The 25,477-nt window shown below is 61.1% G+C and carries 27 protein-coding genes; 24 read left to right on the forward strand and 3 right to left on the reverse strand.

Going from position 1 to position 25,477, the window contains the following annotated elements:
• Window positions 1-134 precede the first annotated feature (134 nt).
• Entirely contained in the window at window positions 135-1,175 is a 1,041-nt protein-coding gene (locus tag PMI35_RS28515; RefSeq protein WP_008055343.1) for an RHS repeat-associated core domain-containing protein, read from the reverse strand.
• Window positions 1,176-1,563: 388 nt separating this feature from the next.
• On the opposite strand from PMI35_RS28515, the gene flhA reads away from it, so the two are divergent.
• The 14 genes from flhA to PMI35_RS28445 all read left to right on the forward strand — a co-directional run bounded on the left by flhA (window position 1,564) and on the right by PMI35_RS28445 (window position 15,882).
• Window positions 1,564-3,693 carry a flagellar biosynthesis protein FlhA gene (gene flhA, locus PMI35_RS28510; protein WP_008055344.1) on the forward strand — a complete coding sequence of 710 codons (2,130 nt, stop codon included), beginning with the start codon at window positions 1,564-1,566 and terminating at the stop codon, window positions 3,691-3,693.
• Between the two features lie 11 nt (window positions 3,694-3,704).
• The gene (gene flhF / locus PMI35_RS28505) at window positions 3,705-5,030 is read left to right on the forward strand and encodes a flagellar biosynthesis protein FlhF (RefSeq protein WP_008055345.1); all 1,326 of its coding nucleotides are present in this window, start codon (window positions 3,705-3,707) and stop codon (window positions 5,028-5,030) included.
• Between the two features lie 116 nt (window positions 5,031-5,146).
• On the forward strand, window positions 5,147-5,977 hold the full coding sequence (fleN, locus tag PMI35_RS28500) for a flagellar synthesis regulator FleN (RefSeq protein WP_007975361.1): 831 nt from the start codon (window positions 5,147-5,149) through the stop codon (window positions 5,975-5,977).
• Window positions 5,974-6,714, forward strand: a complete 741-nt coding sequence (gene fliA / locus PMI35_RS28495) for an RNA polymerase sigma factor FliA (protein ID WP_008055347.1) — start codon at window positions 5,974-5,976, stop codon at window positions 6,712-6,714. Before fleN ends, fliA begins: the two co-directional genes overlap by 4 nt.
• Before the next feature lie 166 nt (window positions 6,715-6,880).
• A complete protein-coding gene (locus tag PMI35_RS28490) occupies window positions 6,881-7,252 on the forward strand; it encodes a chemotaxis response regulator CheY (RefSeq protein WP_007975363.1) in 372 nt (123 codons plus the stop codon).
• A 19-nt stretch (window positions 7,253-7,271) separates the two neighbouring features.
• Window positions 7,272-8,060 carry a protein phosphatase CheZ gene (locus tag PMI35_RS28485; RefSeq protein WP_008055349.1) on the forward strand — a complete coding sequence of 263 codons (789 nt, stop codon included), beginning with the start codon at window positions 7,272-7,274 and terminating at the stop codon, window positions 8,058-8,060.
• 38 nt (window positions 8,061-8,098) lie between these two features.
• On the forward strand, window positions 8,099-10,360 hold the full coding sequence (locus tag PMI35_RS28480) for a chemotaxis protein CheA (RefSeq protein WP_008055350.1): 2,262 nt from the start codon (window positions 8,099-8,101) through the stop codon (window positions 10,358-10,360).
• 51 nt (window positions 10,361-10,411) lie between these two features.
• Window positions 10,412-11,548, forward strand: a complete 1,137-nt coding sequence (locus PMI35_RS28475) for a protein-glutamate methylesterase/protein-glutamine glutaminase (protein ID WP_008055352.1) — start codon at window positions 10,412-10,414, stop codon at window positions 11,546-11,548.
• Complete coding sequence (locus PMI35_RS28470; protein WP_008055354.1) at window positions 11,548-12,288, forward strand: flagellar motor protein; 741 nt, start codon at window positions 11,548-11,550, stop codon at window positions 12,286-12,288. The genes PMI35_RS28475 and PMI35_RS28470 overlap by 1 nt, the downstream gene beginning before the upstream one ends.
• Before the next feature lie 15 nt (window positions 12,289-12,303).
• Window positions 12,304-13,194 (forward strand): flagellar motor protein MotD, encoded by an 891-nt coding sequence (gene motD / locus PMI35_RS28465; RefSeq protein WP_008055356.1) that lies wholly within the window; start codon window positions 12,304-12,306, stop codon window positions 13,192-13,194.
• Window positions 13,195-13,232: 38 nt separating this feature from the next.
• Window positions 13,233-14,021 (forward strand): ParA family protein, encoded by a 789-nt coding sequence (locus PMI35_RS28460; protein ID WP_008055358.1) that lies wholly within the window; start codon window positions 13,233-13,235, stop codon window positions 14,019-14,021.
• Between the two features lie 7 nt (window positions 14,022-14,028).
• Window positions 14,029-14,961 carry a CheW domain-containing protein gene (locus PMI35_RS28455; protein ID WP_008055360.1) on the forward strand — a complete coding sequence of 311 codons (933 nt, stop codon included), beginning with the start codon at window positions 14,029-14,031 and terminating at the stop codon, window positions 14,959-14,961.
• 42 nt (window positions 14,962-15,003) lie between these two features.
• Window positions 15,004-15,489 carry a chemotaxis protein CheW gene (locus PMI35_RS28450; RefSeq protein WP_007946765.1) on the forward strand — a complete coding sequence of 162 codons (486 nt, stop codon included), beginning with the start codon at window positions 15,004-15,006 and terminating at the stop codon, window positions 15,487-15,489.
• Window positions 15,490-15,882 carry a DUF2802 domain-containing protein gene (locus PMI35_RS28445; RefSeq protein WP_008055363.1) on the forward strand — a complete coding sequence of 131 codons (393 nt, stop codon included), beginning with the start codon at window positions 15,490-15,492 and terminating at the stop codon, window positions 15,880-15,882.
• Window positions 15,883-16,090: 208 nt separating this feature from the next.
• On the opposite strand, the gene PMI35_RS28440 is transcribed toward PMI35_RS28445, so the two are convergent.
• Together PMI35_RS28440 and fliK are read right to left on the reverse strand one after the other, a co-directional pair.
• Window positions 16,091-16,420 (reverse strand): EscU/YscU/HrcU family type III secretion system export apparatus switch protein, encoded by a 330-nt coding sequence (locus PMI35_RS28440; RefSeq protein WP_008055365.1) that lies wholly within the window; start codon window positions 16,418-16,420, stop codon window positions 16,091-16,093.
• Window positions 16,417-17,985, reverse strand: a complete 1,569-nt coding sequence (gene fliK / locus PMI35_RS28435; protein ID WP_008055367.1) for a flagellar hook-length control protein FliK — start codon at window positions 17,983-17,985, stop codon at window positions 16,417-16,419. Before fliK ends, PMI35_RS28440 begins: the two co-directional genes overlap by 4 nt.
• A 198-nt stretch (window positions 17,986-18,183) precedes the next feature.
• On the opposite strand from fliK, the gene ccmA reads away from it, so the two are divergent.
• The 10 genes from ccmA to PMI35_RS28385 all read left to right on the forward strand — a co-directional run.
• Window positions 18,184-18,819: a cytochrome c biogenesis heme-transporting ATPase CcmA gene (gene ccmA, locus PMI35_RS28430; protein WP_032831327.1), complete on the forward strand. Its 636-nt coding sequence runs from the start codon at window positions 18,184-18,186 to the stop codon at window positions 18,817-18,819.
• Window positions 18,816-19,484, forward strand: coding sequence for a heme exporter protein CcmB (gene ccmB, locus PMI35_RS28425; protein WP_007980754.1), 669 nt, complete (start codon window positions 18,816-18,818; stop codon window positions 19,482-19,484). Before ccmA ends, ccmB begins: the two co-directional genes overlap by 4 nt.
• Window positions 19,485-19,564: 80 nt before the next feature.
• Entirely contained in the window at window positions 19,565-20,320 is a 756-nt protein-coding gene (locus PMI35_RS28420; RefSeq protein ID WP_008055369.1) for a heme ABC transporter permease, read from the forward strand.
• Entirely contained in the window at window positions 20,317-20,493 is a 177-nt protein-coding gene (gene ccmD / locus PMI35_RS28415; RefSeq protein WP_008055370.1) for a heme exporter protein CcmD, read from the forward strand. Before PMI35_RS28420 ends, ccmD begins: the two co-directional genes overlap by 4 nt.
• The gene (ccmE, locus tag PMI35_RS28410) at window positions 20,490-20,945 is read left to right on the forward strand and encodes a cytochrome c maturation protein CcmE (protein WP_008055371.1); all 456 of its coding nucleotides are present in this window, start codon (window positions 20,490-20,492) and stop codon (window positions 20,943-20,945) included. Before ccmD ends, ccmE begins: the two co-directional genes overlap by 4 nt.
• Window positions 20,946-20,948: 3 nt before the next feature.
• Window positions 20,949-22,937, forward strand: a complete 1,989-nt coding sequence (locus PMI35_RS28405) for a heme lyase CcmF/NrfE family subunit (RefSeq protein WP_008055372.1) — start codon at window positions 20,949-20,951, stop codon at window positions 22,935-22,937.
• Entirely contained in the window at window positions 22,934-23,470 is a 537-nt protein-coding gene (locus PMI35_RS28400) for a DsbE family thiol:disulfide interchange protein (protein WP_008055373.1), read from the forward strand. Before PMI35_RS28405 ends, PMI35_RS28400 begins: the two co-directional genes overlap by 4 nt.
• A complete protein-coding gene (locus PMI35_RS28395; RefSeq protein ID WP_008055374.1) occupies window positions 23,467-23,937 on the forward strand; it encodes a cytochrome c-type biogenesis protein in 471 nt (156 codons plus the stop codon). Before PMI35_RS28400 ends, PMI35_RS28395 begins: the two co-directional genes overlap by 4 nt.
• Window positions 23,934-25,136: a c-type cytochrome biogenesis protein CcmI gene (gene ccmI, locus PMI35_RS28390; protein ID WP_008055375.1), complete on the forward strand. Its 1,203-nt coding sequence runs from the start codon at window positions 23,934-23,936 to the stop codon at window positions 25,134-25,136. Before PMI35_RS28395 ends, ccmI begins: the two co-directional genes overlap by 4 nt.
• Before the next feature lie 14 nt (window positions 25,137-25,150).
• On the forward strand, window positions 25,151-25,477 hold a 327-nt coding region (locus PMI35_RS28385; protein WP_008055376.1), incomplete at its 3' end, for a hypothetical protein.

Below are 25,477 nucleotides of genomic sequence, written 5' to 3' on the forward strand. Positions count from 1 at the left end.
AAATAAATCTGTCCCCTTTTCCCTACTTTTCCCTAGGAGAGAAATGAAAAAAGAGGACAGTTTATTCAGGGCAAAGTCATAAAATAAATCGGTCCCTTTTTTCTAATCTGTCTAGTCTCAAAATAGTTATAAGTCTATTTTAGGGTCAGGCAGTGTGTTTCAGCGAATTCGGGTTTTTTTATAGGTTTGAAATGGTTGGTTAGGATAACCTCTCTCTGTATTTTGTACCAATCTAGAGCTGGGTTTCTAATGTTTAAAACTTTTTCCGCGTAGGTTCTTATTATGTCGGGATGGATGTTTGGCATGGTCGAAGGGTCAAGGTTTGCGATAGCAAGTTTCATGTGGAGTAAATTGGGTTCGGAAGGAGGGGGGGTCCGATTTAATTGCTCAAGTAAGTCGCGCATTGCAATAGTGGTTGGGTTTGTGGGATTTTTATCAAGGTTCTCGTAATCGATTTGGAATTGTTTGTTTTGCATGTCAAGCGCATCTGGCTCTTTGGCAATTAGCTTGTCATATTGTATTAGTTCGTCACGGGCGTTCAAGGCTTCATTAGGTGTTTTTCTAGATTTGATTTTCCATTTGGTGTTGTTGTATTTTACCTTTCTGGTGACAGTGGTTTTCAACAAGGTAAGCCAAGAGCGATGCCCGTCGTTGTCTGTTCGGTTGGCTGGATCTCCCAAGCAATAAGCATAAGCATTCAATCCACCCTTCCCAAACGGACTCCAATTATCCGGGCTATTAAACCGCATCAATACGGGATTAAACGCCCGATACCCATTCCCCAGTAGATAATGCCCAGTTACCGGATCTGGCCGTTCGCCGTTAAAGCAGAGCAGGCTGAGTAACCCGCCTCCAGCAGAACGGTGACCATAGGGTGAATAGGCGATGGGCTGCGGTGAATGATTGGCCTTGACCATCTGCAGCACCGAACGCTGCTGATCGGTGGCCAGCAGCGTGGTATCGGGCGCATTACCCTCACTTTGTTGCTGCGCCAACAACTGGTCACCCTGCTGGACAATCGAAAGGCACATCGCACCTTGTATCTCGGTGGCCAGCCTGCTTTTGCAGTAGAAGCTCTGGCGCCTGGGGGTGTCTGCCAGGGCATGACTGATCAGGCGATCGAGGGGGTCGTAGTGGTAATGGCAGAGATCGGTTTCGCGCGGTGATGATGTCATGGGTGGTTACCCCCAAGGTTCGAAGTGCGGGAGGTCAGTATTGGTCTCAACACAAAAGTTGGGTACTAGCAGAACTGATAGGTGTGCTGTGGTGCGTGTATGATTTACTGGTCATTTGTGTGCTTTCCGAGGTACTCGGTGGCAGTGCCGGCCTCTTCGCGGGCAAGCCTCGCTCCTACAGTGATTGGGGTTGATCACGAAATCAGCGCTCGACACAAATCGCTGTGGGAGCCGGGCTCACCCGCGATGACGCCAGACCAGGCAATACAAAACCTCCGTTAAAACCTCTATTTCAACCCCTCGCAAAAGTTGGAAGGCTTCTTGCAGTAGCCGCTTTGCGCCAGCTTCTGGCGTCAAAAGTTTTGCTTCAAAGGAACGGGGAATACCGGTGGATCGCTCTCAGTTAATCAACAGTGCCCGCACGAACATGGCAGACCTCAGCCGAGGCAATCTGGGCGTGCCGCTGTTGTTGCTGGTCATGTTGGCGATGATGATGTTGCCGATGCCGCCGTTCCTGCTTGACGTGTTTTTCACGTTCAACATTGCACTGTCGATCGTCGTGCTGCTGGTGTGTGTGTACGCCTTGCGGCCGCTGGATTTTGCGGTGTTCCCGACCATTTTGCTGGTGGCGACGCTCTTGCGGTTGGCGCTCAACGTGGCATCCACCCGGGTGGTGATGCTTCACGGCCAGGATGGCCATGCCGCCGCGGGCAAGGTGATCCAGGCCTTCGGCGAGGTGGTGATTGGCGGTAACTACGTGGTCGGTATCGTGGTGTTTGCGATCCTGATGATCATCAACTTCGTCGTGGTGACCAAGGGTGCCGGGCGTATTTCCGAGGTGAGCGCGCGTTTCACCCTCGATGCGATGCCCGGTAAGCAAATGGCTATCGACGCCGACCTCAACGCCGGCCTGATCGATCAGGCCCAGGCCAAGGCCCGCCGTTCGGAAGTGGCGCAGGAGGCTGAGTTCTATGGCTCCATGGACGGTGCCAGCAAGTTCGTGCGCGGTGACGCCATCGCCGGCCTGTTGATTCTGTTCATCAACCTGATCGGCGGCATGGCGGTCGGTATCTTCCAGCACAACATGACCTTCGCCGATGCCGGCAAGGTGTACGCCCTGCTGACCATTGGTGACGGTTTGGTGGCGCAATTGCCATCACTGTTGTTATCCACAGCGGCGGCGATCATGGTGACCCGTGCTTCGGGCTCCGAAGACATGGGCAAGCAGATCAATCGGCAGATGTTCGCTTCGCCCAAGGCGTTGGCGGTGTCGGCGGGCTTGATGGCGGTGATGGGGCTGGTGCCTGGCATGCCGCACTTTTCCTTCCTGTCCATGGCCGCCCTGGCGGCGGGTGGTGCGTACCTGTTCTGGAAAAAGCAGAACTCTGCCAAGGTGCAGGCCCTGCAAGAGGTCAAGCGCCAGCAGGAGCTGTTGCCATCGCCGGCCCGTGCCCAGGAGACCAAGGAGCTGGGCTGGGATGATGTGACGCCGATCGACATGATCGGCCTGGAAGTGGGCTACCGGCTGATTCCGCTGGTGGACCGCAACCAGGGTGGTCAATTGCTGGCGCGGATCAAGGGCGTGCGCAAGAAGCTGTCCCAGGACCTTGGGTTTCTCATGCCCACGGTGCACATTCGCGACAACCTCGACCTGGCACCGAGTGCCTATCGCCTGACCCTGATGGGAGTGATTCTGGCCGAGGCGGAGATTTACCCGGATCGCGAACTGGCGATCAACCCGGGGCAGGTCTATGGCACGCTCAACGGCATAACCGCCAAAGATCCGGCTTTCGGCCTGGAGGCGGTGTGGATCGAAATCAGCCAGCGCGCCCAGGCGCAATCGCTGGGTTACACCGTGGTCGACGCCAGTACGGTGGTGGCCACCCACCTGAACCAGATCCTGTACAAGCACTCCAGCGAGTTGATCGGCCACGAGGAAGTTCAGCAACTCATGCAATTGCTGGCGAAAAACTCGCCGAAGCTGGCTGAAGAGCTGGTACCGGGCGTGCTGTCGCTCTCGCAATTGCTCAAGGTCCTGCAGGCGCTGTTGGCCGAACAGGTGCCGGTACGCGACATTCGTAGCATTGCCGAAGCCATCGCGAACAACGCCAACAAGAGTCAAGATACCGCCGCGCTGGTCGCCGCGGTGCGCGTCGGCGTATCCCGCGCAATCGTGCAAAGCATTGTAGGCACTGACTCCGAGCTGCCTGTGATCACGCTTGAACCCAGGTTGGAACAAATATTGCTCAATAGTCTGCAGAAGGCAGGACAAGGCTCTGAAGAGGGCGTTCTGCTGGAGCCAAGCATGGCTGAGAAGCTGCAGCGCTCGTTGATCGATGCGGCGCAGCGGCAAGAGATGCAAGGTCAACCGGTGATTCTGCTGGTAGCCGGTCCGATTCGCGCGATGCTCTCGCGATTTGGCCGACTCGCGGTCCCGGGTTTGCATGTGTTGGCTTATCAGGAAATTCCTGACAACAAGCAAGTGACCATCGTTGCGACAGTAGGGCCCAACGGCTGAGGTAGTGATTCATGCAAGTTAAGCGTTTTTTCGCCGCCGATATGCGTCAGGCCATGAAACTGGTTCGTGAAGAGCTGGGCGCCGATGCCGCGATCATTGGCAACCGCCGCATCGCCGGTGGTGTCGAGATTACGGCCGCCCTGGATTACCAACTGTCGGCGCTGGCCCCGCGCGTGCCGAACATGGAGCTCGAGGACGAACTGCGCAAGACTCAGTCGCGGATCGTCACTGCCCAGGCCGAATTGAGCCTGCGCGGCGAGGGCGATAACGACAAGGGCACCAATCAACAGTTGTTTGCCGGCCTGCCGCTGACCGCTGCCGAACCGCTGATCGAACCGACCCTGGCCGAAGCGCACCGTCCCGCGCCAGCACCTGCCCCGGCGGCCACGATTGATACGCGGGTCTTCGACTCGATGCGTTCGGAGCTCAACAGCCTGCGCGAACTCATGGAAGTGCAACTCGGTTCCCTCGCCTGGAACCAGCTGCAGGGCAGTCGTCCGGAACAGGCGACCCTGTGGCGTCGCCTGCAACGCATTGGCGTGTCCGGCCCGTTGTCGCGGGACCTGCTGGCGCTGGTCAGCGAAATTGAAGAACCCCGTCAGGCCTGGCGCATGTTGCTGGCGCACCTGGCGCGGATGATCGTTACGCCGGAAATGGAACCGCTGGAAGAGGGCGGTGTGATCGCCATGGTCGGCCCGGCCGGCATGGGCAAGACCACCACCCTGGCCAAGCTGGCGGCCCGTTACGTGCTCAAGTACGGCGCGCAGAACATTGCGCTGGTGAGCATGGACAGCTTCCGCATCGGTGCCCAGGAACAGCTCAAGACCCTCGGGCGGATCCTCAATGTGCCGGTGACCCACGTCGATCCGAACCAGTCGCTGGTCCAGGCGCTGGATCCCTTGTTGCGCAAGCGCGTGGTGCTGATCGATACCGCCGGCCTGCAAGCCAGCGACCCGGCCCTGCGCATGCAGCTCGAAAGCCTGGCCGCTCGAGGCATTCGGTCAAAAAATTATCTGGTCCTGGCAACCACCAGCCAGAAACAGGTTCTAACCGCCGCTTATCACAGTTACAAGCGTTGCGGGCTCGCTGGCTGCATCCTGACTAAACTGGATGAAACGGCAAGTCTGGGCGAGGTGTTGAGCCTGGCCATCAGCCATGAGTTGCCGGTGGCCTACCTGACCGATGGCCCGCGGATTCCGGATGATCTGCATCTGCCGCGTCGTCATCAACTGGTCAGTCGGGCCGTCAGCGTGCAAATGCAGGAAGAACCCAGCGAAGAGGCCATGGCTGACATGTTCGCTGATATCTACCACAGTCCGACCAAGCAGGTTGGCTGAGGTAACAATGAATAGTTTTTGTACCCTACATCGATGGCCTGCCATGCATTGTTCCGGTTGTGAACGCGCAGCCAGTTATGTGGCCCCGTCTATGCAGAACAAGGTAAAGAAATAACATGGGCAGCATGCATCCTGTACAGGTGATCGCGGTGACCGGCGGCAAAGGTGGCGTCGGTAAAACTAACGTGTCAGTGAACTTGTCCCTGGCTTTGGCTGAGCTTGGCCGGCGCGTCATGCTGCTGGACGCCGACCTGGGCCTGGCGAACGTCGACGTTCTGTTGGGGCTGACACCCAAACGTACCCTGGCCGACGTGATCGAGGGCCGCTGTGAACTGCGCGACGTGCTGTTGCAGGGCCCCGGCGGCATCCGCATCGTGCCCGCGGCGTCCGGCACCCAGAGCATGGTTCACTTGAGCCCGGCCCAGCATGCCGGCCTGATCCAGGCCTTCAGCGACATCGGCGACAATCTCGACGTGCTGGTGATCGACACGGCGGCGGGCATTGGCGAATCGGTGGTCAGTTTCGTGCGCGCGGCCCAGGAAGTGTTGCTGGTGGTCTGCGACGAGCCGACCTCGATCACTGACGCCTACGCGTTGATCAAATTGCTCAACCGCGATTACGGCATGAACCGTTTCCGCGTGCTGGCCAACATGGCGCAGAGCCCCCAGGAAGGGCGCAACCTGTTCGCCAAGTTGACCAAGGTCACCGACCGCTTCCTCGACGTCGCCCTGCAATACGTGGGTGCGGTGCCTTACGACGAAAGCGTGCGCAAGGCCGTGCAGAAGCAACGCGCCGTCTACGAGGCCTTCCCGCGCTCCAAGTGCTCGCTGGCATTCAAGGCGATCGCGCAGAAGGTCGATACCTGGCCGCTGCCCGCCAACCCGCGTGGGCACCTGGAGTTTTTCGTCGAGCGCCTCGTGCAACAAACGGCAGGACCGGTGCTATGACCGCAAGCGGTTACAACCTCTACAAGGCATCGGCGCGTAACGCGCAGTACGAGCTGATCGAGCGTTACGCGCCGCTGGTTAAACGCATTGCCTATCACTTGCTGGCGCGTCTGCCGGCCAGTGTCCAGGTCGAAGACCTGATCCAGGCCGGGATGATCGGCCTGCTGGAAGTATCGACCAAATACGACGCCAGCAAAGGCGCCAGTTTCGAAACCTACGCGGGCATCCGCATCCGCGGCGCCATGCTCGATGAAGTGCGCAAGGGCGACTGGGCGCCACGTTCGGTCCACCGCAATACGCGAATGGTCAGCGACGCCATTCGCACGATTGAAGCGAAAACCGGCCGTGACGCTAAAGATCACGAAGTTGCGGCCGAACTCCAATTGAGTCTTGACGATTACTACGGGATTTTGAACGACACCCTGGGCAGCCGCCTGTTCAGTTTCGACGACCTGTTGCAGGACGGCGAACACGAAGGGCTGCACGAGGATGGCGCCAGTGCTCATCTGGAACCGTCACGCGATCTGGAAGATGAACGCTTCCAGGCGGCGCTGGCGGACGCGATCGCCAACTTGCCGGAGCGTGAGCGATTGGTGTTGGCGCTGTACTACGACGAAGAACTGAATCTCAAGGAAATCGGCGAAGTCCTGGGGGTCAGCGAATCCCGGGTCAGCCAGTTACACAGCCAGTGCGCGGCCCGTTTGCGGGGGCGTCTGGGAGAGTGGCGAGCGCGCTGAAGGCAGTGTGGGGGCACTGCGACGCGGTTGGTGGGGTGATGAACCGTGCCGGCCTCGATCCGTTGTAACCCAAACACTCATCAAGTGTTTCGCCAGATTGATTGAAATGGCGCGTCCAGGTGCTGGGCGCGTTTTAGTCTGCTTGGAGGTCGAATTGGACAAGAACATGAAAATCCTCATCGTTGATGACTTCTCAACGATGCGGCGGATCATCAAGAACCTGTTGCGTGACCTTGGGTTCACCAACACGGTCGAGGCCGACGATGGCACTACCGCCATTCCGGTACTCAACAGCGGGAGCATCGACTTTCTGGTGACGGACTGGAACATGCCTGGCATGACCGGTATCGACCTGCTGCGCCACGTGCGCGCCGATGAAAGGCTCAAGCACTTGCCAGTGCTGATGGTGACTGCCGAAGCCAAGCGCGAGCAGATCATCGAAGCGGCCCAGGCCGGCGTAAACGGCTATGTCGTCAAACCCTTCACGGCCCAGGCGTTGAAAGAAAAAATCGAGAAGATTTTCGAACGCATCGGTTGAACTGCGCCACGGGGGAGCTATGGGGCATAACGAATCATCCCAGGGCGATTTTGAATCGACCCTGAAAAAACACGCCGTCGAATTGGTCGCGAGCCTTGAAAAGGGCAGGTTCGGCGATGCTGTGCAATTGATCCATGAGCTCAACCAGACCCGTGACCGAGGCCTGTATCAGGAAGTGGGCAAGCTCACCCGCGAGCTGCACAGCGCGATCGTCAATTTCCAGATTGACCCGCACATGCCGCAAGCCGAGGAAGTGTCGCAGATCACTGACGCCACCGAGCGCCTGGGGTATGTGGTCAAGCTGACCGAAGCCGCCGCCAACCGCACAATGGACCTGGTGGAAAACGCCACGCCGCTGGTCAACAGCCTGGCTGACGAAGCCCAGGGTTTGAGCGCGGACTGGGGTCGCTTCATGCGCCGCGAAGTCGGGGCTGAAGAGTTTCGTGAGCTGGCCCGGCGCGTCGACGGCTTCCTGGCGCGCAGCAACACCGACAACCGCGCGGTGTCGAGCAACCTCAATGACATTCTGCTCGCCCAGGATTACCAGGACCTCACCGGCCAGGTGATCAAGCGCGTGACCCAGTTGGTCACAGAAGTAGAAAGCAACTTGCTCAAGCTCGTGCTGATGGCCAGCCAGGTGGACCGCTTTGCGGGCATCGAACATGACCGTGCGGCGATGCTTGCAGAAAAAGATCCACAAAAACATCTCTCCAAGGGTGAAGGTCCGCAGATTCATGCCGATAAAAGAGAAGACGTTATGTCCGGTCAGGACGATGTGGACGATTTGTTATCCAGTCTTGGATTTTAGGTTTTCGGGTTTTTAGACCTTTAGGAGCACCCCCTTAAATGAGCTTCGGCGCCGATGAAGAGATCCTTCAGGATTTCCTGGTTGAGGCCGGCGAGATTCTAGAGCAACTGTCCGAGCAACTGGTCGAGCTGGAAAGCCGTCCGGATGATGCGGATTTGCTCAATGCAATTTTTCGCGGTTTTCACACTGTAAAAGGGGGCGCCGGCTTCCTCCAGCTCAATGAGTTGGTGGAGTGCTGCCACATCGCCGAGAACGTGTTCGACATCCTGCGCAAGGGCGAACGTCGCGTCGACTCGGAATTGATGGACGTGGTCCTCGAAGCGCTGGATGCAGTGAACGGCATGTTCAGCGAAGTGCGCGAACGCTGCCCGATCACGGCTGCAACCCCCGAGTTGCTGGCGGCGCTGGCTCGACTGGCCGAGCCGCAAGCGGCGGACGAGGTGGCAGCTGTGCCTGTTGCCGCAGTGGTCGAAGCCGATTCAGGCGATATTACCGATAACGAATTCGAACAATTGCTGGACTCGCTGAACGCCGTCAAGGCCCAGGCCGAAGCGCCAGCCGTTGTTCCTGCACCTGCCAGCGAAGTGGCTGCAAGCGATACGGCTGGTAGCGACGAAATCACCGATGCCGAGTTCGAGTCGTTGCTCGATCAACTGCACGGCAAGGGCAAATTCGCCGTCGATGCAGTGGCTCCTGCGCCCGCCGCGCCACCAGAGCCTAAAGCCGCTGGCGATAGCTCCGACATCACCGACGAAGAATTCGAAGCCTTGCTCGACCAGCTGCACGGCAAGGGCAACTTTGCCGTCGAGGCGCTGGAGTCGGCCATTGCATCGGTGCCTGCTCCGGCAGCGCCCACCGCAGCGGCGGCCGGCAGTGACCTGATCAGCGATCATGAATTCGAGGCGCTGCTCGACGAATTGCACGGCAAAGGCAAGTTCAGCGAAGTCGGCACCGCGACAGCGGCGAGCGGTTCGAACTCGGTGGCGGCATCGACCGCCAAGGTTGTCGCGCCCAAACCCGTTGCCAAGGCACCCGAACCGAAAGCCGAAGCGCCGGCACCCGTTGCCGCCGTGGTACCGGCTGCGGCCCGTGCCCCGGCTGCGCCGCCCGCGGAAAAGCCGGCCAGCGAAGCCGAGACCACCGTGCGGGTCGATACCGCGCGGCTCGACGAGATCATGAACATGGTCGGCGAACTGGTGCTGGTGCGTAACCGCCTGGTGCGCCTGGGTGCCAACAGCGCCGACGAAGCCATGTCCAAGGCCGTGTCGAACCTCGACGTGGTCACGGCCGACCTGCAGACCGCGGTCATGAAGACCCGGATGCAGCCGATCAAGAAAGTCTTCGGGCGCTTCCCGCGCCTGGTTCGCGACCTGGCGCGCCAGCTCAAGAAAGAGATCAACCTGGAGTTGGTCGGCGAAGACACCGACCTCGACAAGAACCTGGTCGAGGCCCTGGCCGACCCACTGGTCCACCTGGTGCGCAACGCGGTCGACCACGGCATCGAATCGCCGGAAGAGCGCGAAGCGTCGGGCAAGGCCCGTGGCGGCAAGGTGATCCTTGCGGCCGAGCAGGAAGGCGATCACATCCTGTTGTCGATCTCCGACGACGGCAAGGGCATGGACCCGAATGTCCTGCGTTCCATCGCGGTAAAACGCGGTGTGATGGACAAGGACGCGGCCGACCGCCTGAGCGATACCGAATGCTACAACCTGATCTTCGCCCCGGGTTTCTCGACCAAGACCGAGATCTCCGACGTGTCGGGTCGTGGCGTGGGCATGGACGTGGTGAAAACCAAGATCTCCCAGCTCAACGGTTCGATCAACATCTACTCGGCCAAGGGCCAGGGCTCGAAGATCGTCATCAAGGTGCCGCTGACCCTGGCGATCATGCCGACCCTGATGGTCATGCTCGGCAACCAGGCGTTCGCCTTCCCGCTGGTGAACGTCAACGAGATCTTCCACCTCGACCTGTCGCGCACCAACGTGGTGGACGGCCAGGAAGTGGTGATCGTGCGGGACAAGGCACTGCCGTTGTTCTACCTCAAGCGCTGGCTGGTCAGCTCCGCCGCTCACGAAGAGCAGCGCGAAGGCCATGTGGTGATCCTTTCGGTGGGCACCCAGCGGATCGGCTTTGTCGTCGACCAGCTGGTGGGCCAGGAAGAAGTGGTCATCAAGCCATTGGGCAAAATGCTCCAGGGAACCCCCGGCATGTCGGGCGCCACCATCACCGGTGACGGCCGCATCGCGCTGATTCTCGATGTTCCGAGCATGCTCAAGCGTTACGCCACACGGCGTATTTGATTCTGGCGCAGCGGTGGCGGCTGACGCCCCGCTGCGTCTAATGGAGTGTTTATGGCAGTCAAGGTCCTGGTGGTGGACGATTCAGGGTTTTTCCGTCGCCGCGTCTCGGAAATTCTTTCAGCGGATTCCAATATCCAGGTCGTCGGCACGGCGACCAACGGCAAAGAGGCGATTGATCAGGCGCTGGCCCTCAAGCCGGACGTGATCACCATGGACTACGAGATGCCGATGATGGACGGCATCACCGCGGTACGGCACATCATGCAGCGCTGCCCGACCCCGGTCCTGATGTTTTCCTCGCTGACCCATGAAGGCGCCCGGGTCACCCTGGACGCGCTGGACGCCGGCGCGGTGGACTTCCTGCCGAAGAACTTCGAAGACATCTCGCGCAACCCCGAGAAGGTCAAGCAACTGCTGTGCGAGAAGATCCTCAGCATCTCGCGCAGCAATCGTCGCGTCAGCAGCTATAGCGCGCCAGCACCGGTGGTAGCTCCGGCTCCGGCTCCGACGCCAGCGCCTTCGAGCACCTTCGGTTATGGCAGCAGCGCGCCGGTGCGCCCGGCTCCAGCACCGATCCCTAGCCGTGCACCTGCGCACGCACCGTCGTCGCCAGCGCCGAAACGCAAAGCCTACAAACTGCTGGCCATCGGTACGTCCACCGGCGGCCCGGTGGCCTTGCAGCGGGTATTGACCCAGCTGCCAGCCAACTTCCCGGCGCCGATCGTGTTGGTTCAGCACATGCCGGCGGCCTTCACCAAGGCGTTCGCCGAGCGCCTGGACAAGCTCTGCCGGATCAGCGTCAAGGAAGCCGAGGACGGCGACATCCTGCGCCCGGGCCTGGCGTTGTTGGCACCCGGTGGCAAGCAGATGATGATCGACGGCCGGGGTGCGGTGAAAATCCTGCCGGGCGACGAGCGCCTGAACTACAAGCCGTGCGTGGACATCACCTTCGGGTCGGCGGCCAAGTCTTATGGCGACAAAGTTCTGGCGGTGGTACTGACCGGCATGGGCGCCGACGGTCGCGAAGGCGCGCGCCTGCTCAAGCAGAGCGGCAGTTCGATCTGGGCCCAGGATGAAGCCAGCTGCGTGATCTATGGCATGCCCATGGCCATCGTCAAGGCCGAACTGGCCGACGCGGTGTATGCACTGGACGACATCGGCCGGCACATCGTCGAGGCGTGTGTCTGATGGACGTTTTAAGTCTCATCGGCATCATCATGGCGTTCGTCGCCATCATTGGCGGCAACTACCTTGAAGGCGGGCATATCGGCGCGCTGGCCAACGGTCCCGCCGCGTTGATCGTGCTGGGCGGGACCATTGGCGCGGCGTTGCTGCAATCGCCCATGAGCGCTTTCAAGCGGGCCATGCAGATTCTGGCGTGGATCCTGTTTCCTCCGCGGGTCGACCTGGCCGGCGGCATCGATCGCGTCGTCAACTGGAGCTTGACCGCCCGCAAGGAAGGCCTGCTGGGGCTGGAAGGGGTGGCCGATACCGAACCCGACAGCTACTCGCGCAAAGGCCTGCAATTGCTGGTCGATGGCGTCGAGCCGGAAGCGATCCGCAGCATTCTCGAGGTGGATTTCTACACCCAGGAAAGCCGCGACATCGAAGCCGCCAAGGTTTTTGAAAGCATGGGCGGATATGCGCCGACCATCGGCATCATTGGTGCGGTGATGGGCCTGATTCACGTCATGGGCAACCTGGGCGATCCGTCGCAGCTGGGCAATGGCATCGCCGTGGCCTTCGTTGCCACCATCTATGGCGTGGCCAGTGCCAACCTGGTGTTGCTGCCGATTGCCGCCAAGCTCAAGTCCATCGCGTTGCGCCAGTCGCGTTATCGCGAAATGTTGCTGGAAGGAATCCTGTCGATCGCCGAAGGTGAAAACCCGCGCTCTATCGAGTTGAAGCTCCAGGGCTTCATGGATTGATGGGGGTAATGGACTATGGCTCGTCGTCGTCAACATGATGAACATGTAAACCATGAGCGTTGGCTGGTTTCCTACGCCGACTTCATCACCTTGCTCTTCGCGTTTTTCGTGGTGATGTACTCGATTTCGTCGATCAACGAAGGCAAGTACAAAGTCATTTCCGAGGCATTGATCGGCGTCTTCACCGATAGCGATCGCGCGCTCAAGCCAATCCCCATCGGTGACGAGCGGCCGAAGACCGTCACCCCGGCCAAGCCGTTGGTCAAGGACAGTGACCAGGTCGATGCCGGTGTCTCGGGTGCCAGCGATCCGCTCAAAAGCATCGCCGACGACATCAGCGCGGCCTTCGGCGACCTGATCAGCTCCAAGCAGATGACCGTGCGCGGCAACGAGTTGTGGGTCGAGATCGAACTCAATTCCAGCCTGTTGTTCGGCAGCGGCGATGCCATGCCCAGCGACATTGCCTTCAACATCATCGACAAGGTCGCGACGATCCTCAAACCGTTCGACAACCCGATCCATGTCGAGGGTTTCACCGACGACCAACCGATCCGCACCGCGCAGTACCCTACCAACTGGGAGCTGTCCTCGGCCCGCTCGGCCAGCATCGTGCGCATGCTGGCCATGCAGGGGGTCAATCCCGGTCGCCTGGCATCGGTGGGCTATGGCGAGTTCCAGCCGGTGGCCAATAACGCCACGGCCGAGGGCCGGGCGCGCAACCGTCGCGTGGTGCTGGTGGTGTCGCGCAACCTGGACGTGCGGCGCAGCCTCACCGCTACGGGAGCGGCCAACGCTCAACCGGATGCCGCCTTGAAGCGTGCTGGCACACAAACTGCACCGACCACGGTCAAGTCGCCGGTTCGAGAGAACGCCGTCAATTCTCCGTCGCCCGCATTAACACGTTGAGCTAATTCCCGGTCGACCCGGCCGGGAGGAACAATCGAATGAGAGTCTGGGCAGTTGCCAATCAAAAGGGTGGTGTCGGTAAAACCACTTCTTCCATCGCTTTAGCCGGGTTGCTGGCCGAGGCGGGCAAGCGCGTGGTCGTGGTCGATCTCGACCCCCACGGCTCCATGACCAGCTATTTCGGTTACGACCCCGACAGCCTGGAACACAGCAACTACGACCTGTTCCTGCATAAAGGCAGCGTGCCCCAGGGCCTGCCCGGCCAGCTGTTGCTGCCCACCAGTCACGAATCCATTTCGCTATTGCCCTCGAGCACCGCGCTGGCCACCCTTGAACGCCAGTCGCCGGGCCAGAGTGGCCTGGGCCTGGTGATCGCCAAGAGCCTGGCGCAGTTATGGCAGGACTTCGATTACGCGGTCATCGACAGCCCGCCGTTGCTCGGGGTGCTGATGGTCAATGCCTTGGCGGCAAGCCAGCAACTGGTGATCCCGGTGCAGACCGAACACCTGGCGGTCAAAGGGCTGGAGCGCATGGTCAACACCCTGGCGATGATCAATCGTTCGCGCAAGCAGGCCTTGCCGTTCACCATCGTGCCGACCCTGTTCGATCGCCGCACGCAAGCGTCCCTCGGTACGCTGCGGGTGTTGCGCGACAAGTTTCCTGACGAAATCTGGCAGGGCTACATCCCGGTCGATACACGCCTGCGCGACGCCAGCCGGGCGGGGCTGACGCCTTCGCAATTCGACGGCAAGAGCCGCGGCGTCGTCGCCTACCGCGCGCTGCTCAAGCATCTGCTGGCGGCGCAACTTGTTGCGCAGGTGGCATGAGATGCCAATGAACCGGCCATTGAAAATCACCTCACGCCCGCAACTGGCGCTGCAGTCCTATCTGGACAGCCTGCTGCAAGACATCACCGAAGAATTCTCAGCGCCCATCGAAACGCTTCCCGAGGTGATCGAGGTTGACGCTGTGCTGGACGAATTCCAGGCGGCAGTACTCGAAGAGCAGGCTCGCGATGCGCAGACAATCGTAGTCGCGGCCGCCCCAGCGGTAGTGCCGGTAGTGAAAGCACCGGTTGCCGTGATCGATGCGCCAACACCTGTGCTGGCACCGGTCTCGACCATTGCACCTTTGCTGCAAACCTTGGTGCCACCCGCCGTCGAAGACCAGCAGGTTTTGATTCAGGCCCCTGTCGACGTGCAACAGGTGCTGGTACCACCCGTGGTGGAAGTGCATCTGCCACCCGCTGACACGCCACCACCGGCAGAAACCGACGGCCGACCCGCCTGGGCCGCCGAACCGTTCGAATGCCTGTTGTTCGATGTCGCCGGGTTGACCCTGGCGGTGCCGCTGGTGTGCCTGGGTTCGATCTATCCACTGGCCGGTCACGAGCTGACGTCGTTGTTCGGTCAACCGGAGTGGTTCCTCGGCATCCTGCCGAGCCAGGCAGGCAACCTGAAGGTGTTGGACACGGCGCGATGGGTCATGCCCGATCGTTACCGCGAGGATTTCAAGCAGGGCCTGCAATACGTGATATCCGTCCAGGGCTACGAGTGGGGGCTGGCGGTGCATCAGGTCAGTCGCTCGTTGCGCCTGGACCCGAACGAAATCAAATGGCGCAGCCACCGTGGCCAGCGGCCGTGGCTGGCGGGCACGGTGATTGAACACATGTGTGCATTGCTCGATGTATCCGAACTGGCCGAGTTGATCGCCAGCGGTGGGGCCAGGCACATGGGCGGCACGAAGCCTCCCCATAAAACCAAATAACAGAACAACACCGCCAGGGCGGTTTCTTGAGGGGATCAGGGTATGAATGACAAGGCGACGGCGGCAAAGGGTTCCGAAGATCCGATCCTGCAATGGGTCACCTTCAAGCTGGACAACGAGACCTACGGCATCAACGTGATGCGCGTCCAGGAAGTCCTGCGCTATACCGAAATCGCCCCGGTACCGGGCGCTCCGAGCTATGTGCTGGGCATCATCAACCTGCGCGGCAACGTGGTCACCGTGATCGACACCCGCCAGCGCTTCGGCCTGATGAATGCCGAAATCAGCGACAACACCCGCATCGTCATCATCGAAGCCGACAAGCAAGTGGTCGGGATCATGGTCGACAGCGTGGCCGAAGTGGTTTACCTGCGTCAGTCGGAAATCGAGACAGCGCCGAACGTCGGTAACGAAGAGTCCGCCAAGTTCATCCAGGGCGTGTGCAACAAGAACAACGAACTGCTGATTCTTGTCGAGCTGGACAAGATGATGAGCGAAGAAGAATGGTCGGACCTGGAGAACATCTGATTGATTCTCGAAGTGGCGGTCATTGTCCTGTTCCTGTTCTGGGCAGGCACGCTGGCAATGTTTTTGTCCTATATCCGCGGGCAAAAGCTGATCGCTGCGCAACAGGCCCAAGGCGATGCGCAGCGCGACCAGCGCATCAAGGACCTGGGCAGGCGCGTCGACAATTACCAGGACGGCAATGTGCGCATGGGCGAAGAGCTGCAGGAATTGCGCGCGCTCGTCGCGCCATTGCCGGACAAGCTGACCCGGCTGGAACAGCGCGATCCCAAGAGCCTGTCATTTGATCAGGCGGCGAAACTGGTCGGCATGGGCGCCAGCGTCGACGAACTGACCCAGTCCTGCGGCTTGACCCAGGCCGAGGCAGAGTTGATGAGCAAGGTGCACAAGAACTGAGCCGCCCGGATCGTTCCCACGGTGTGCGTGGGAATGCCTCTTGGGACGCTCCGCGTTCCGCTTTCAGGATGTGACGCGGAGCGTCACGGGCTGCATTCCCACGCAGAGCGTGGGAACGATCAAAGATCGCAGCCTTCGGCAGCTCCTACAGGTGAATGTAAACCCATGTAGGAGCTGCCGAAGGCTGCGATCTTTTGCTTTCAAAGCCTTAGTTGTCGTCCCCGCGCTCTGTAATATCCTTCTCCACCATCACCGCATCCAGATCCTGCCCCGCCGGAAACTTACCCTTCAAGTTCCACGCAAACGCAATGATCTCGGCAATCGTGAGATATAGCTCCTGCGGGATACTGTCCCCCAACTCCATCCGCGCCAGCAGGCTCACCAGTTCTGCGTTCTCGTAGATCGGCACTTCGCAGTCGCTAGCAATGCGCAGGATTTCTTCCGCCAGTTCTTCGTCGCCCTTGGCCGTCAGGGTAGGGGCGTGGGTGCCGTCGTACTTGAGGGCGATGGCTTGGCGTGGGGCGCTGGGGTTTTTCATGCGTTTTCGTCGACCCAGCGTTGTTCGACGCGGGTTTGTGGACCTTGGGGAGGTTTGCCGAGGTGGCAGTCGAGATCGCCGACGTTCAACCCTGCGGCCAGCATTCGTTGGCGCAAGGCCGCCAGGTTGTTTTCGATCAGGCTGGCGGTGTAGGCGCGTTCGGCCCACAGCTGGCTGCTGAGGCTGCCCTGTATCAGTTGTGCCTGAACCTGCAACGGCCCGAGCGGTTCCATGTCGAACGCCAGTTCGATGCGCCATAGTTGTTGCTTGGGCAGGCGCTCCTCCTGGCGTTCCTTGGGTTGCTCTCTTTCGGGAGCCTCTTCGCGCTGGAACTTGACCTGCAACGGCACGATGTCCTGCAGGTTGCGCATCGGAATCTCCAGCTGCCAAGTACTCATCAGGCGCCCGTCTGGTGTGACACCGGTCTGCTCCAGGCTGGACAGCTGGTGGCTTTGCAGGCGTGAAACCGCGGCTGCGGCCAGGCGCAGCAGGTGTTCCAGATCGTCTTCGCCTTCGGCGCTTTGCAACAGCCGCTCAGGCAGCGGGAAACCGGTCGGCGACGGCTTGGCGCTGACCTGGCCAAGCATGCCCAGGGCATTGCGCACAAAGCTCGGCATGGCCTGGGCCAGGGTGTTGGCGGCGATGATCGCGCTGAGCTGGGTGCTGGCCGGCAGCCCGGATGACAGCTGGCCGATCAGTTTGAGCAGGTCGCCTTTCATGTCGGGCGCCAGGTTCTGGCCGCCCAGCAGTTTCGATTCCAGGAACGCACCGCTGCTGGCCAACGCCTGGGCCAGGCCTTTGGCACTGCTCAATTGCTGGATGTCCGGCAGGCCAGCGAGCAATCTGTCCACGGCCGTGCGCAGCTCGCTTGAAGTCTGTGTCGAGGCTGGCAGGTTTTGCAGCAGTTTGAGTAAGCCGTCCAGCGAGCCCTGGCGGCTTTGTTGGCTGAGCAGTTGCTGGGTCACGGCCAATTGTTCCTGGCGGCTGCTCAGGGGCACGAACTTCAAGGTCTGGGCGTCCTGCACCTGGGCGCTGAGCAAGGTGCCGATGCGCAACGGCTGCGAACTGTCGATGCTAAGGGTGCTGCCGCTCAACGCGGTGTTGAGCAGGCTGACCATCGAGCGGAACACCGTGGCTTGCCCCGGTACAGGCGGCAACGCCTGGGAGGTCAGCACTTTACCCTGCAGCAGGGTGCCCGCTGGCATTTGCGCCGTGTCGATGCGGGTGAGGGTGGCGACACTGGCGGCGATGGCTTGCTGCACGGTGACCGCCAGGTTGCCCGCCGAAGGTTGGGTGACCGCGATGCGGGTGCCTTGGGCCAAGGGCTGATTGCTGATGGCCTGGAGCATGGTCTGCCGACCGTTTTCGAGGGTGAGCTTGAGCAGCAACTGAAAGGCCTGATCCGCCTGCTTGAGCGACAGCACTTCCGCCTTGGCGGTCTGGCCTGCGGTGATCAGGCCCTCCGTCGGCGTCAGCAGCTTGAGCAACTCGCCACTGACCGCCGGCGCACGCGGGGTCGCCGCGGTGACCTGCGGTAGCGGGAGGATGTTCATTTCGCCTGTCATACGCGGTCACAACCTTGGGAAAATGCACGCTTGAGAGTAGGAAATGGCATGTATAATGCCGTCCCGTTGTATACAGAATGCGGAAAATTTCACGGTTAATTGACGCAGCTCTCTCGTCCGGGCCGCCAATACCTTTATCCTGCATCTCTTTAACGGCCGCACCAGCGCCGACTTGAACCGTATAAGGCCCGTGAACCCTTGACCAGTCCAGTCCTGCAAACCGTTGCCCTTGCCTGTGAGCGAGACCTTCGGCTGCTCTTCGAAAATCTCGATTTGAGAATGGCCAGTGGCGAAATGGTACAAATCAGTGGCCCGAACGGCAGTGGCAAGACCAGCCTGTTGCGCCTGTTGTCCGGCCTGATGCACCCGACCGCCGGTCAAGTGCTGCTCAACGGTCAGCCGCTGAGCGAGCAACGCGCCGAGCTTGCACGCAATTTGTTGTGGATCGGCCATGCCGCCGGCATCAAGGACTTGCTGACCCCGCAAGAGAACCTCAGCTGGCTGTGCGCCCTGCATCAACCGGCTTCACACGAGGCGATCTGGCAGGCCCTGGCGGCTGTCGGGTTGCGCGGTTTCGAGGATGTTCCCTGCCACACGCTGTCCGCGGGTCAACAGCGCCGCGTGGCACTGGCGCGGCTTTACCTGGACAGCCCGCCGCTGTGGATACTCGATGAGCCGTTCACCGCCCTCGACAAGCAAGGCGTGGCACAGCTCGAAGAACACCTGGCCGGCCACTGCGAGCGCGGTGGCATGGTGGTCTTGACCACTCACCATACGCTGAGCCGCCTGCCGGCCGCTTATCGCGACATTGATTTGGGGAACTGGGCCGTATGAGTGTTTTCGGCCTGTTGGTCGCCCGCGAGGCCCGTCTGCTGTTCCGCCGTCCGGCAGAACTGGCCAATCCGCTGGTGTTCTTCGCCATCGTCGTTTCGCTGTTCCCGTTGGCGGTCGGTCCCGAGTCTCAATTGTTGCAAACCTTGTCTCCGGGACTGGTCTGGGTGGCGGCCCTTTTATCGGTTTTACTCTCGCTGGACGGGCTTTTCCGCAGTGATTTCGAAGACGGATCGCTGGAACAGTGGGTCCTTTCGCCGCACCCCCTGGCTCTTCTGGTTTTGGCCAAGGTGCTGGCACACTGGGCGTTTTCCGGCTTGGCACTGGTTTTGCTCGCACCCTTGCTGGCGTTGATGCTCGGTTTGCCTGCCGCCTGTCTGCCGGTGTTGCTGCTTTCTTTATTGCTGGGTACACCGGTACTGAGCTTGCTTGGTGCGGTGGGCGCGGCATTGACGGTCGGTTTGAAGCGTGGCGGCCTGTTGCTGGCCCTGCTGATTCTGCCGTTGTACATCCCGGTGTTGATCCTTGGCAGTGGCGCCTTGCAGGCCGCCTTGCAGGGCATGCCGGCGACCGGTTATCTCTTGTGGCTTGGCAGCCTGACCGCCCTGGCGATAACCCTGACACCCTTTGCAATAGCTGCTGGCCTGAAGATCAGCGTCGGCGAATAATGAGGTCTGGTCAAAAATTGACCAGTAAAGACCCTTTGGCTGTCTCGTGACAACGAGCGGCAACCGTGATGGAAACAGTAATGAACTGGACGTGGTTTCATAAGCTCGGCTCGCCCAAATGGTTTTACGGCATCAGCGGCAAACTGCTGCCATGGTTGAGCGTCGCGGCGTTGCTGCTGATCGGCGTTGGCGTGGTCTGGGGCCTGGCCTTCGCGCCGCCGGACTACCAGCAGGGCAACAGCTTTCGCATCATCTACATCCACGTTCCGGCCGCCATGCTGGCCCAGTCCATCTACGTGATGCTGGCGGTGTGCGGCATCGTCGGGCTGGTGTGGAAGATGAAGCTGGCCGACGTCGCCCTGCAGTGCGCGGCACCCATCGGTGCCTGGATGACCGCCGTGGCGCTGGTCACCGGGGCGATCTGGGGCAAGCCGACCTGGGGCTCGTGGTGGGTCTGGGATGCACGCCTTACGTCCATGCTGATTCTGCTGTTCCTGTACTTCGGTCTTATTGCGCTGGGCAACGCCATCAGCAATCGTGACAGCGCGGCCAAGGCCTGCGCGGTGCTGGCGATTGTCGGGGTGATCAACATCCCGATCATCAAGTACTCGGTGGAGTGGTGGAACACCCTGCACCAGGGCGCGACCTTCACCCTCACGGAAAAACCGGCGATGCCCGCCGAGATGTGGCTGCCGTTGCTGCTGACGGCGCTGGGTTTCTACTGTTTCTTCGGCGCGGTGTTGCTGCTGCGCATGCGCCTTGAAGTGCTCAAGCGCGAGGCTCGGGCCAGTTGGGTGAAAGCCGAAGTGGAAAACAGCCTGGAGGTCGTTCGATGAGTTTTGCTTCATTCGGCGACTTCCTCGCCATGGGCCATCATGGCCTGTATGTCTGGTCGGCCTATGGCATTTGCCTGGCGGTGCTGGCCCTCAACGTGGCGGCGCCGATCCTGGCCCGCAAGCGGTATCTGCAACAAGAGGCGCGTCGTCTGCGCCGGGAGAACGGCAAGTGAATCCGCTGCGTAAAAAGCGTCTTATCATCATTCTGGCGATCCTGGTCGGGGTCGGCGCCGCCGTGGGCCTGGCCCTGAGCGCCCTGCAGCAGAACATCAACCTGTTTTACACGCCGACCCAGATCGCCAATGGCGAAGCCCCGCAGGACACGCGCATCCGCGCCGGCGGCATGGTCGAGGCGGGCTCCCTGCAGCGTTCCAGCGACTCGCTGGACGTGAAGTTCGTCGTCACCGACTTCAACAAATCCGTGACCATCGCTTATCGCGGCATTCTCCCTGACCTGTTCCGCGAAGGGCAGGGCATCGTCGCCCTGGGCAAGCTCAATGCCGATGGCGTGGTGGTGGCCGATGAAGTGCTGGCCAAGCACGATGAAAAGTACATGCCGCCGGAAGTGACCAAGGCCTTGAAAGACAGTGGTCAATCCGCCCCAACACCCGCTAAGGAGGGTTGATCCATGACTTCCGGCATCTTCATTCCCGAACTGGGCCACCTGGCCATGATCCTGGCGCTGTGTTTTGCGCTGGTTCAGGCCGTCGTGCCATTGGTCGGCGCCTGGCGCGGCGACCGGTTCTGGATGAGCCTGACCCAACCGGCGGCATGGGGGCAATTCGCCTTCCTGCTGTTCGCTTTTGCCTGCTTGACCTATGCGTTCATGGCCGACGATTTCTCCGTCGCCTATGTCGCCAGCAACTCCAACAGTGCCTTGCCCTGGTACTACAAATTCAGCGCCGTATGGGGCGCGCACGAAGGTTCGTTGCTGTTGTGGGCGCTGATCCTCGGTGGCTGGACGTTCGCCGTGTCGGTGTTCTCCCGGCAGTTGCCGCAAGTGATGCTGGCACGGGTGCTGGCAGTGATGGGCATGATCAGCACCGGTTTCCTGCTGTTCCTGATCCTCACCTCCAACCCGTTCAAGCGCATCCTGCCGCAAATGCCCAGCGATGGCGCCGACCTCAATCCATTGCTGCAGGATATCGGCCTGATCGTTCACCCGCCGATGCTGTACATGGGTTACGTCGGTTTCTCGGTGGCGTTCGCGTTCGCGATCGCAGCGCTGATGGGCGGCCGTCTGGATGCCGCGTGGGCGCGTTGGTCGCGTCCGTGGACCATCGTCGCCTGGGCCTTCCTCGGTATCGGCATCACCCTCGGCTCCTGGTGGGCCTACTACGAACTCGGCTGGGGCGGCTGGTGGTTCTGGGACCCGGTGGAAAATGCCTCGTTCATGCCCTGGCTGGTGGGCACCGCGCTGATTCACTCGCTGGCGGTCACGGAAAAACGTGGTGTGTTCAAGAGCTGGACCGTGTTGTTGGCCATCGCCGCCTTTTCGTTGAGCCTGCTGGGCACCTTCCTCGTGCGTTCCGGCGTGCTGACTTCGGTGCATGCCTTTGCCTCGGACCCCGAGCGCGGCGTGTTCATCCTGATCTTCCTGCTGTTCGTCGTCGGTGGTTCGCTGACGCTGTTCGCCTTGCGCGCTCCGGTGGTCAAGAGCCAGGTCGGCTTCAACCTCTGGTCCCGGGAAACCCTGTTGCTGGGTAACAACCTGGTGCTGGTGGTGGCGGCGTCGATGATCCTGCTGGGCACCTTGTATCCGTTGATTCTCGATGCCATGACCGGCGCCAAGCTGTCGGTCGGCCCGCCGTACTTCAACGCGCTGTTCATTCCGTTGATGGCCTTGTTGATGCTGGTGATGGCGGTCGGCGTGATCGTGCGCTGGAAAGACACCCCGGTGAAGTGGCTGCTGAGCATGCTGACCCCGGTGCTGCTGGGCAGCGCCGCGCTGGCGGTGGTGGCTGGCGTGGCGTACGGCGATTTCAACTGGGCGGTGCTGGCGACCTTCATGCTCGCGGCCTGGGTATTGCTGGCTGGCGCGCGTGACATTGTCGACAAGACTCGCCACAAAGGCCTGATCAAAGGCCTGCCGACCCTGACCCGCAGCTACTGGGGCATGCAGGTTGCACACCTGGGCATCGCCGTTTGCGCCCTGGGCGTGGTGTTGTCGAGCCAGAACAGTGCCGAGCGCGACCTGCGCCTGGCGCCCGGCGAATCCATGGCCCTGGGCGGTTATCAGTTCATCTTCGAAGGCGCCAAACACTTCGAAGGCCCGAACTTCACCTCCGACAAGGGCACCGTCCGGGTGATCAAGGGCGGCAAGGAGGTCAGCGTCCTGCACCCGGAAAAACGCCTCTACACGGTACAGAATTCGGTGATGACCGAAGCCGGGATCGACGCCGGTTTCACCCGTGACCTCTACGTCGCATTGGGCGAACCCCTGGGGGACGGCGCCTGGGCGGTACGTGTGCACGTCAAGCCGTTCGTGCGCTGGATCTGGTTCGGTGGTTTGCTGACCGGTCTTGGCGGTTTGCTGGCAGCGCTGGACGGACGTTATCGAGTCAAGGTGAAAAGCCGTGTGCGTGAAGCACTGGGCATGTCTGGAGCGACTGCATGAAGCGTTGGTTGATGCTCTTGCCACTGGCGATTTTCCTGGTGGTGGCTGTTTTCCTGTATCGCGGTCTGTACCTGGACCCGGCCGAGTTGCCCTCGGCGATGATCGGCAAACCCTTTCCGGAGTTCTCCCTGCCGGCGGTGCAGGGCGACAAGACCCTGACCCGTGCCGACATTCTCGGTAAGCCGGCGCTGGTCAACGTCTGGGGCACCTGGTGCATTTCCTGCCGGGTCGAGCACCCGGTGTTGAACAAGCTGGCTGAAAAGGGCGTGGTGATCTACGGCATCAACTACAAGGACGTCAACGCCGACGCCTTGAAGTGGCTGGCGGACTTCCACAACCCCTATCAACTGGACATCCGCGACGACGCCGGCACCCTGGGCCTGAACCTCGGTGTGTACGGCGCCCCGGAAACTTTCTTCATCGACGCCAAGGGCATCATCCGCGACAAATTCGTCGGCGTGATCGACGAGCAGGTCTGGCGCGAAAAACTGGCGGCCAAGTACCAGGCGCTGGTCGACGAGGCCAAGCCATGAAGCGCTGGATTGCCGCCGTTGTCCTGGGCTTGAGCCTGGCCGGCGTGGCCCACGCCGCCATCGACACCTACGAGTTCGCCAAGGAAGGTGATCGCGAGCGTTTTCGCGAGTTGACCAAGGAGCTGCGTTGCCCCAAGTGCCAGAACCAGGACATCGCCGACTCCAACGCACCGATCGCCGCCGACCTGCGCAAAGAGATTTTCCGCATGCTCGGCGAGGGCAAGGACAATCAGCAGATCATCGACTTCATGGTCGATCGCTACGGTGATTTCGTCCGCTATAAACCGGCCCTGAACGCCAAGACCGCGCTGCTCTGGTTCGGCCCCGCCGGCCTGCTGCTGGGCGGTGTGGTGATCATCGCGGTGATCGTGCGCCGTCGCCGCGTGCAACGCGCCGAAACGCCGGGTTCGCTTTCTGCCGAGGAGCGCAAGCGCCTTGACCAACTGTTGGATAAAAACCAAGAATGATTGATTTCTGGCTCGCTGCAGGCCTGCTGCTCCTGGTAGCCCTGAGTTTTCTGCTGATCCCCGTTCTGCGTAGCCGTCGCGCCCAGCTCGAAGAGGATCGTACTGCCCTGAACGTGGCGCTGTATCAGGAGCGCGTGGCTGAGCTTCAGGTTCAGCAGCAAGAGGGCGTTCTCGATGCCGCGCAAATGGACGCCGGCCGCGCCGAAGCCGCCCGTGAACTGCTCGCCGACACCGAAGGCGTTGTCGCGCCGCGGGTGACCCGCCTGGGCAAGGCGGCACCGTTGCTGGCCGCCATCCTGGTGCCGGTGCTGGGCCTGGGTCTGTACCTGCATTTCGGTGCCAGCGACAAAGTCGAGCTGACCCGGGAATTCGCCCAGGCGCCGCAGTCGATGGAAGAAATGACCCGGCGCCTGGAGCGCGCAGTCGCGGCGCAGCCCGACTCCGCCGAGGCGCTGTACTTCCTTGGTCGCACCTACATGACCCAGGATCGTCCGGCTGATGCGGCGAAGGTCTTCGAGCGCACCGTGAACCTCGCCGGGCGCCAACCTGAACTGTTGGGGCAATGGGCCCAGGCCCAGTATTTCGCCGATGGCAAGAAGTGGTCGGACAAGGTCCAGGCCCTGACGGACGAAGCGCTCAAGGCTGATCCGAAAGAAGTGACCAGCCTTGGCCTGCTGGGCATTGCCGCCTTCGAAGGCCAGCGTTATCAGGAAGCGATCGATTACTGGAATCGCCTGCTGGATCAACTGCCGCCGGACGACCAGTCCCGTATCGCGCTGCAGGGTGGTATTACCCGCGCCAGCGAGAAACTGGTGGCCAGCGGTGGCAAGGTGGCCCAGGCGCCAGCGGCCAAGCCGGCAGCGCTGCTCAAGGTCCGGGTGGACCTGGCGGCCGACCTGAAGGCCAAGGTCCAGCCGGGCGACAGCGTGTTCATCTTCGCCCGCGCCACCTCGGGCCCTCCCGCGCCACTGGCGGCCAAACGCCTGACCGTGGCCGATCTGCCGGCCACCGTCGAATTGGGCGATGGCGATGCAATGATGCCGCAGTTGAAACTGTCGAACTTCCCTGAAGTCCAACTGGTTGCGCGCATCTCCCGCGCCGGCCAACCGACGGCAGGCGAGTGGATCGGTCGCAGCCAGCCCCTGGCCAGCAGCACCACCGCGCCGCAAGAACTGACCATCGACAGCCCGGATAAATAACAGGAAACGCCACCATGACCGCCATTGCTCGTATCACCCTGCTCAGCGTTGTTTTGGGGCTGAGCGCTTGTGCGGTCCAGCGGCCACCTGAAGAGCCGACCCCGCCACGGATCCCGCCGTCGCAGCCCAGCACCAAACCGGCGCCGTCGACGGCGCCAAGCAAGCCGACGACTCCCGCCAAACCGGCCAAGCCGCTGCCGCGCACCTCGGCCAGCTTTGCGCCGCCACCGGGGGGCAATAGTCATTGGGATCCGAAACTGGGGGTGTATGTGCTCGACGATCAACCGAACACCTTCTACCGCCAACGCACCTACTACCGTTGGGACAACGGCTGGGGCCGC

The organism is Pseudomonas sp. GM78, from assembly GCF_000282475.1.
Classification (GTDB): Bacteria; Pseudomonadota; Gammaproteobacteria; order Pseudomonadales; family Pseudomonadaceae; genus Aquipseudomonas.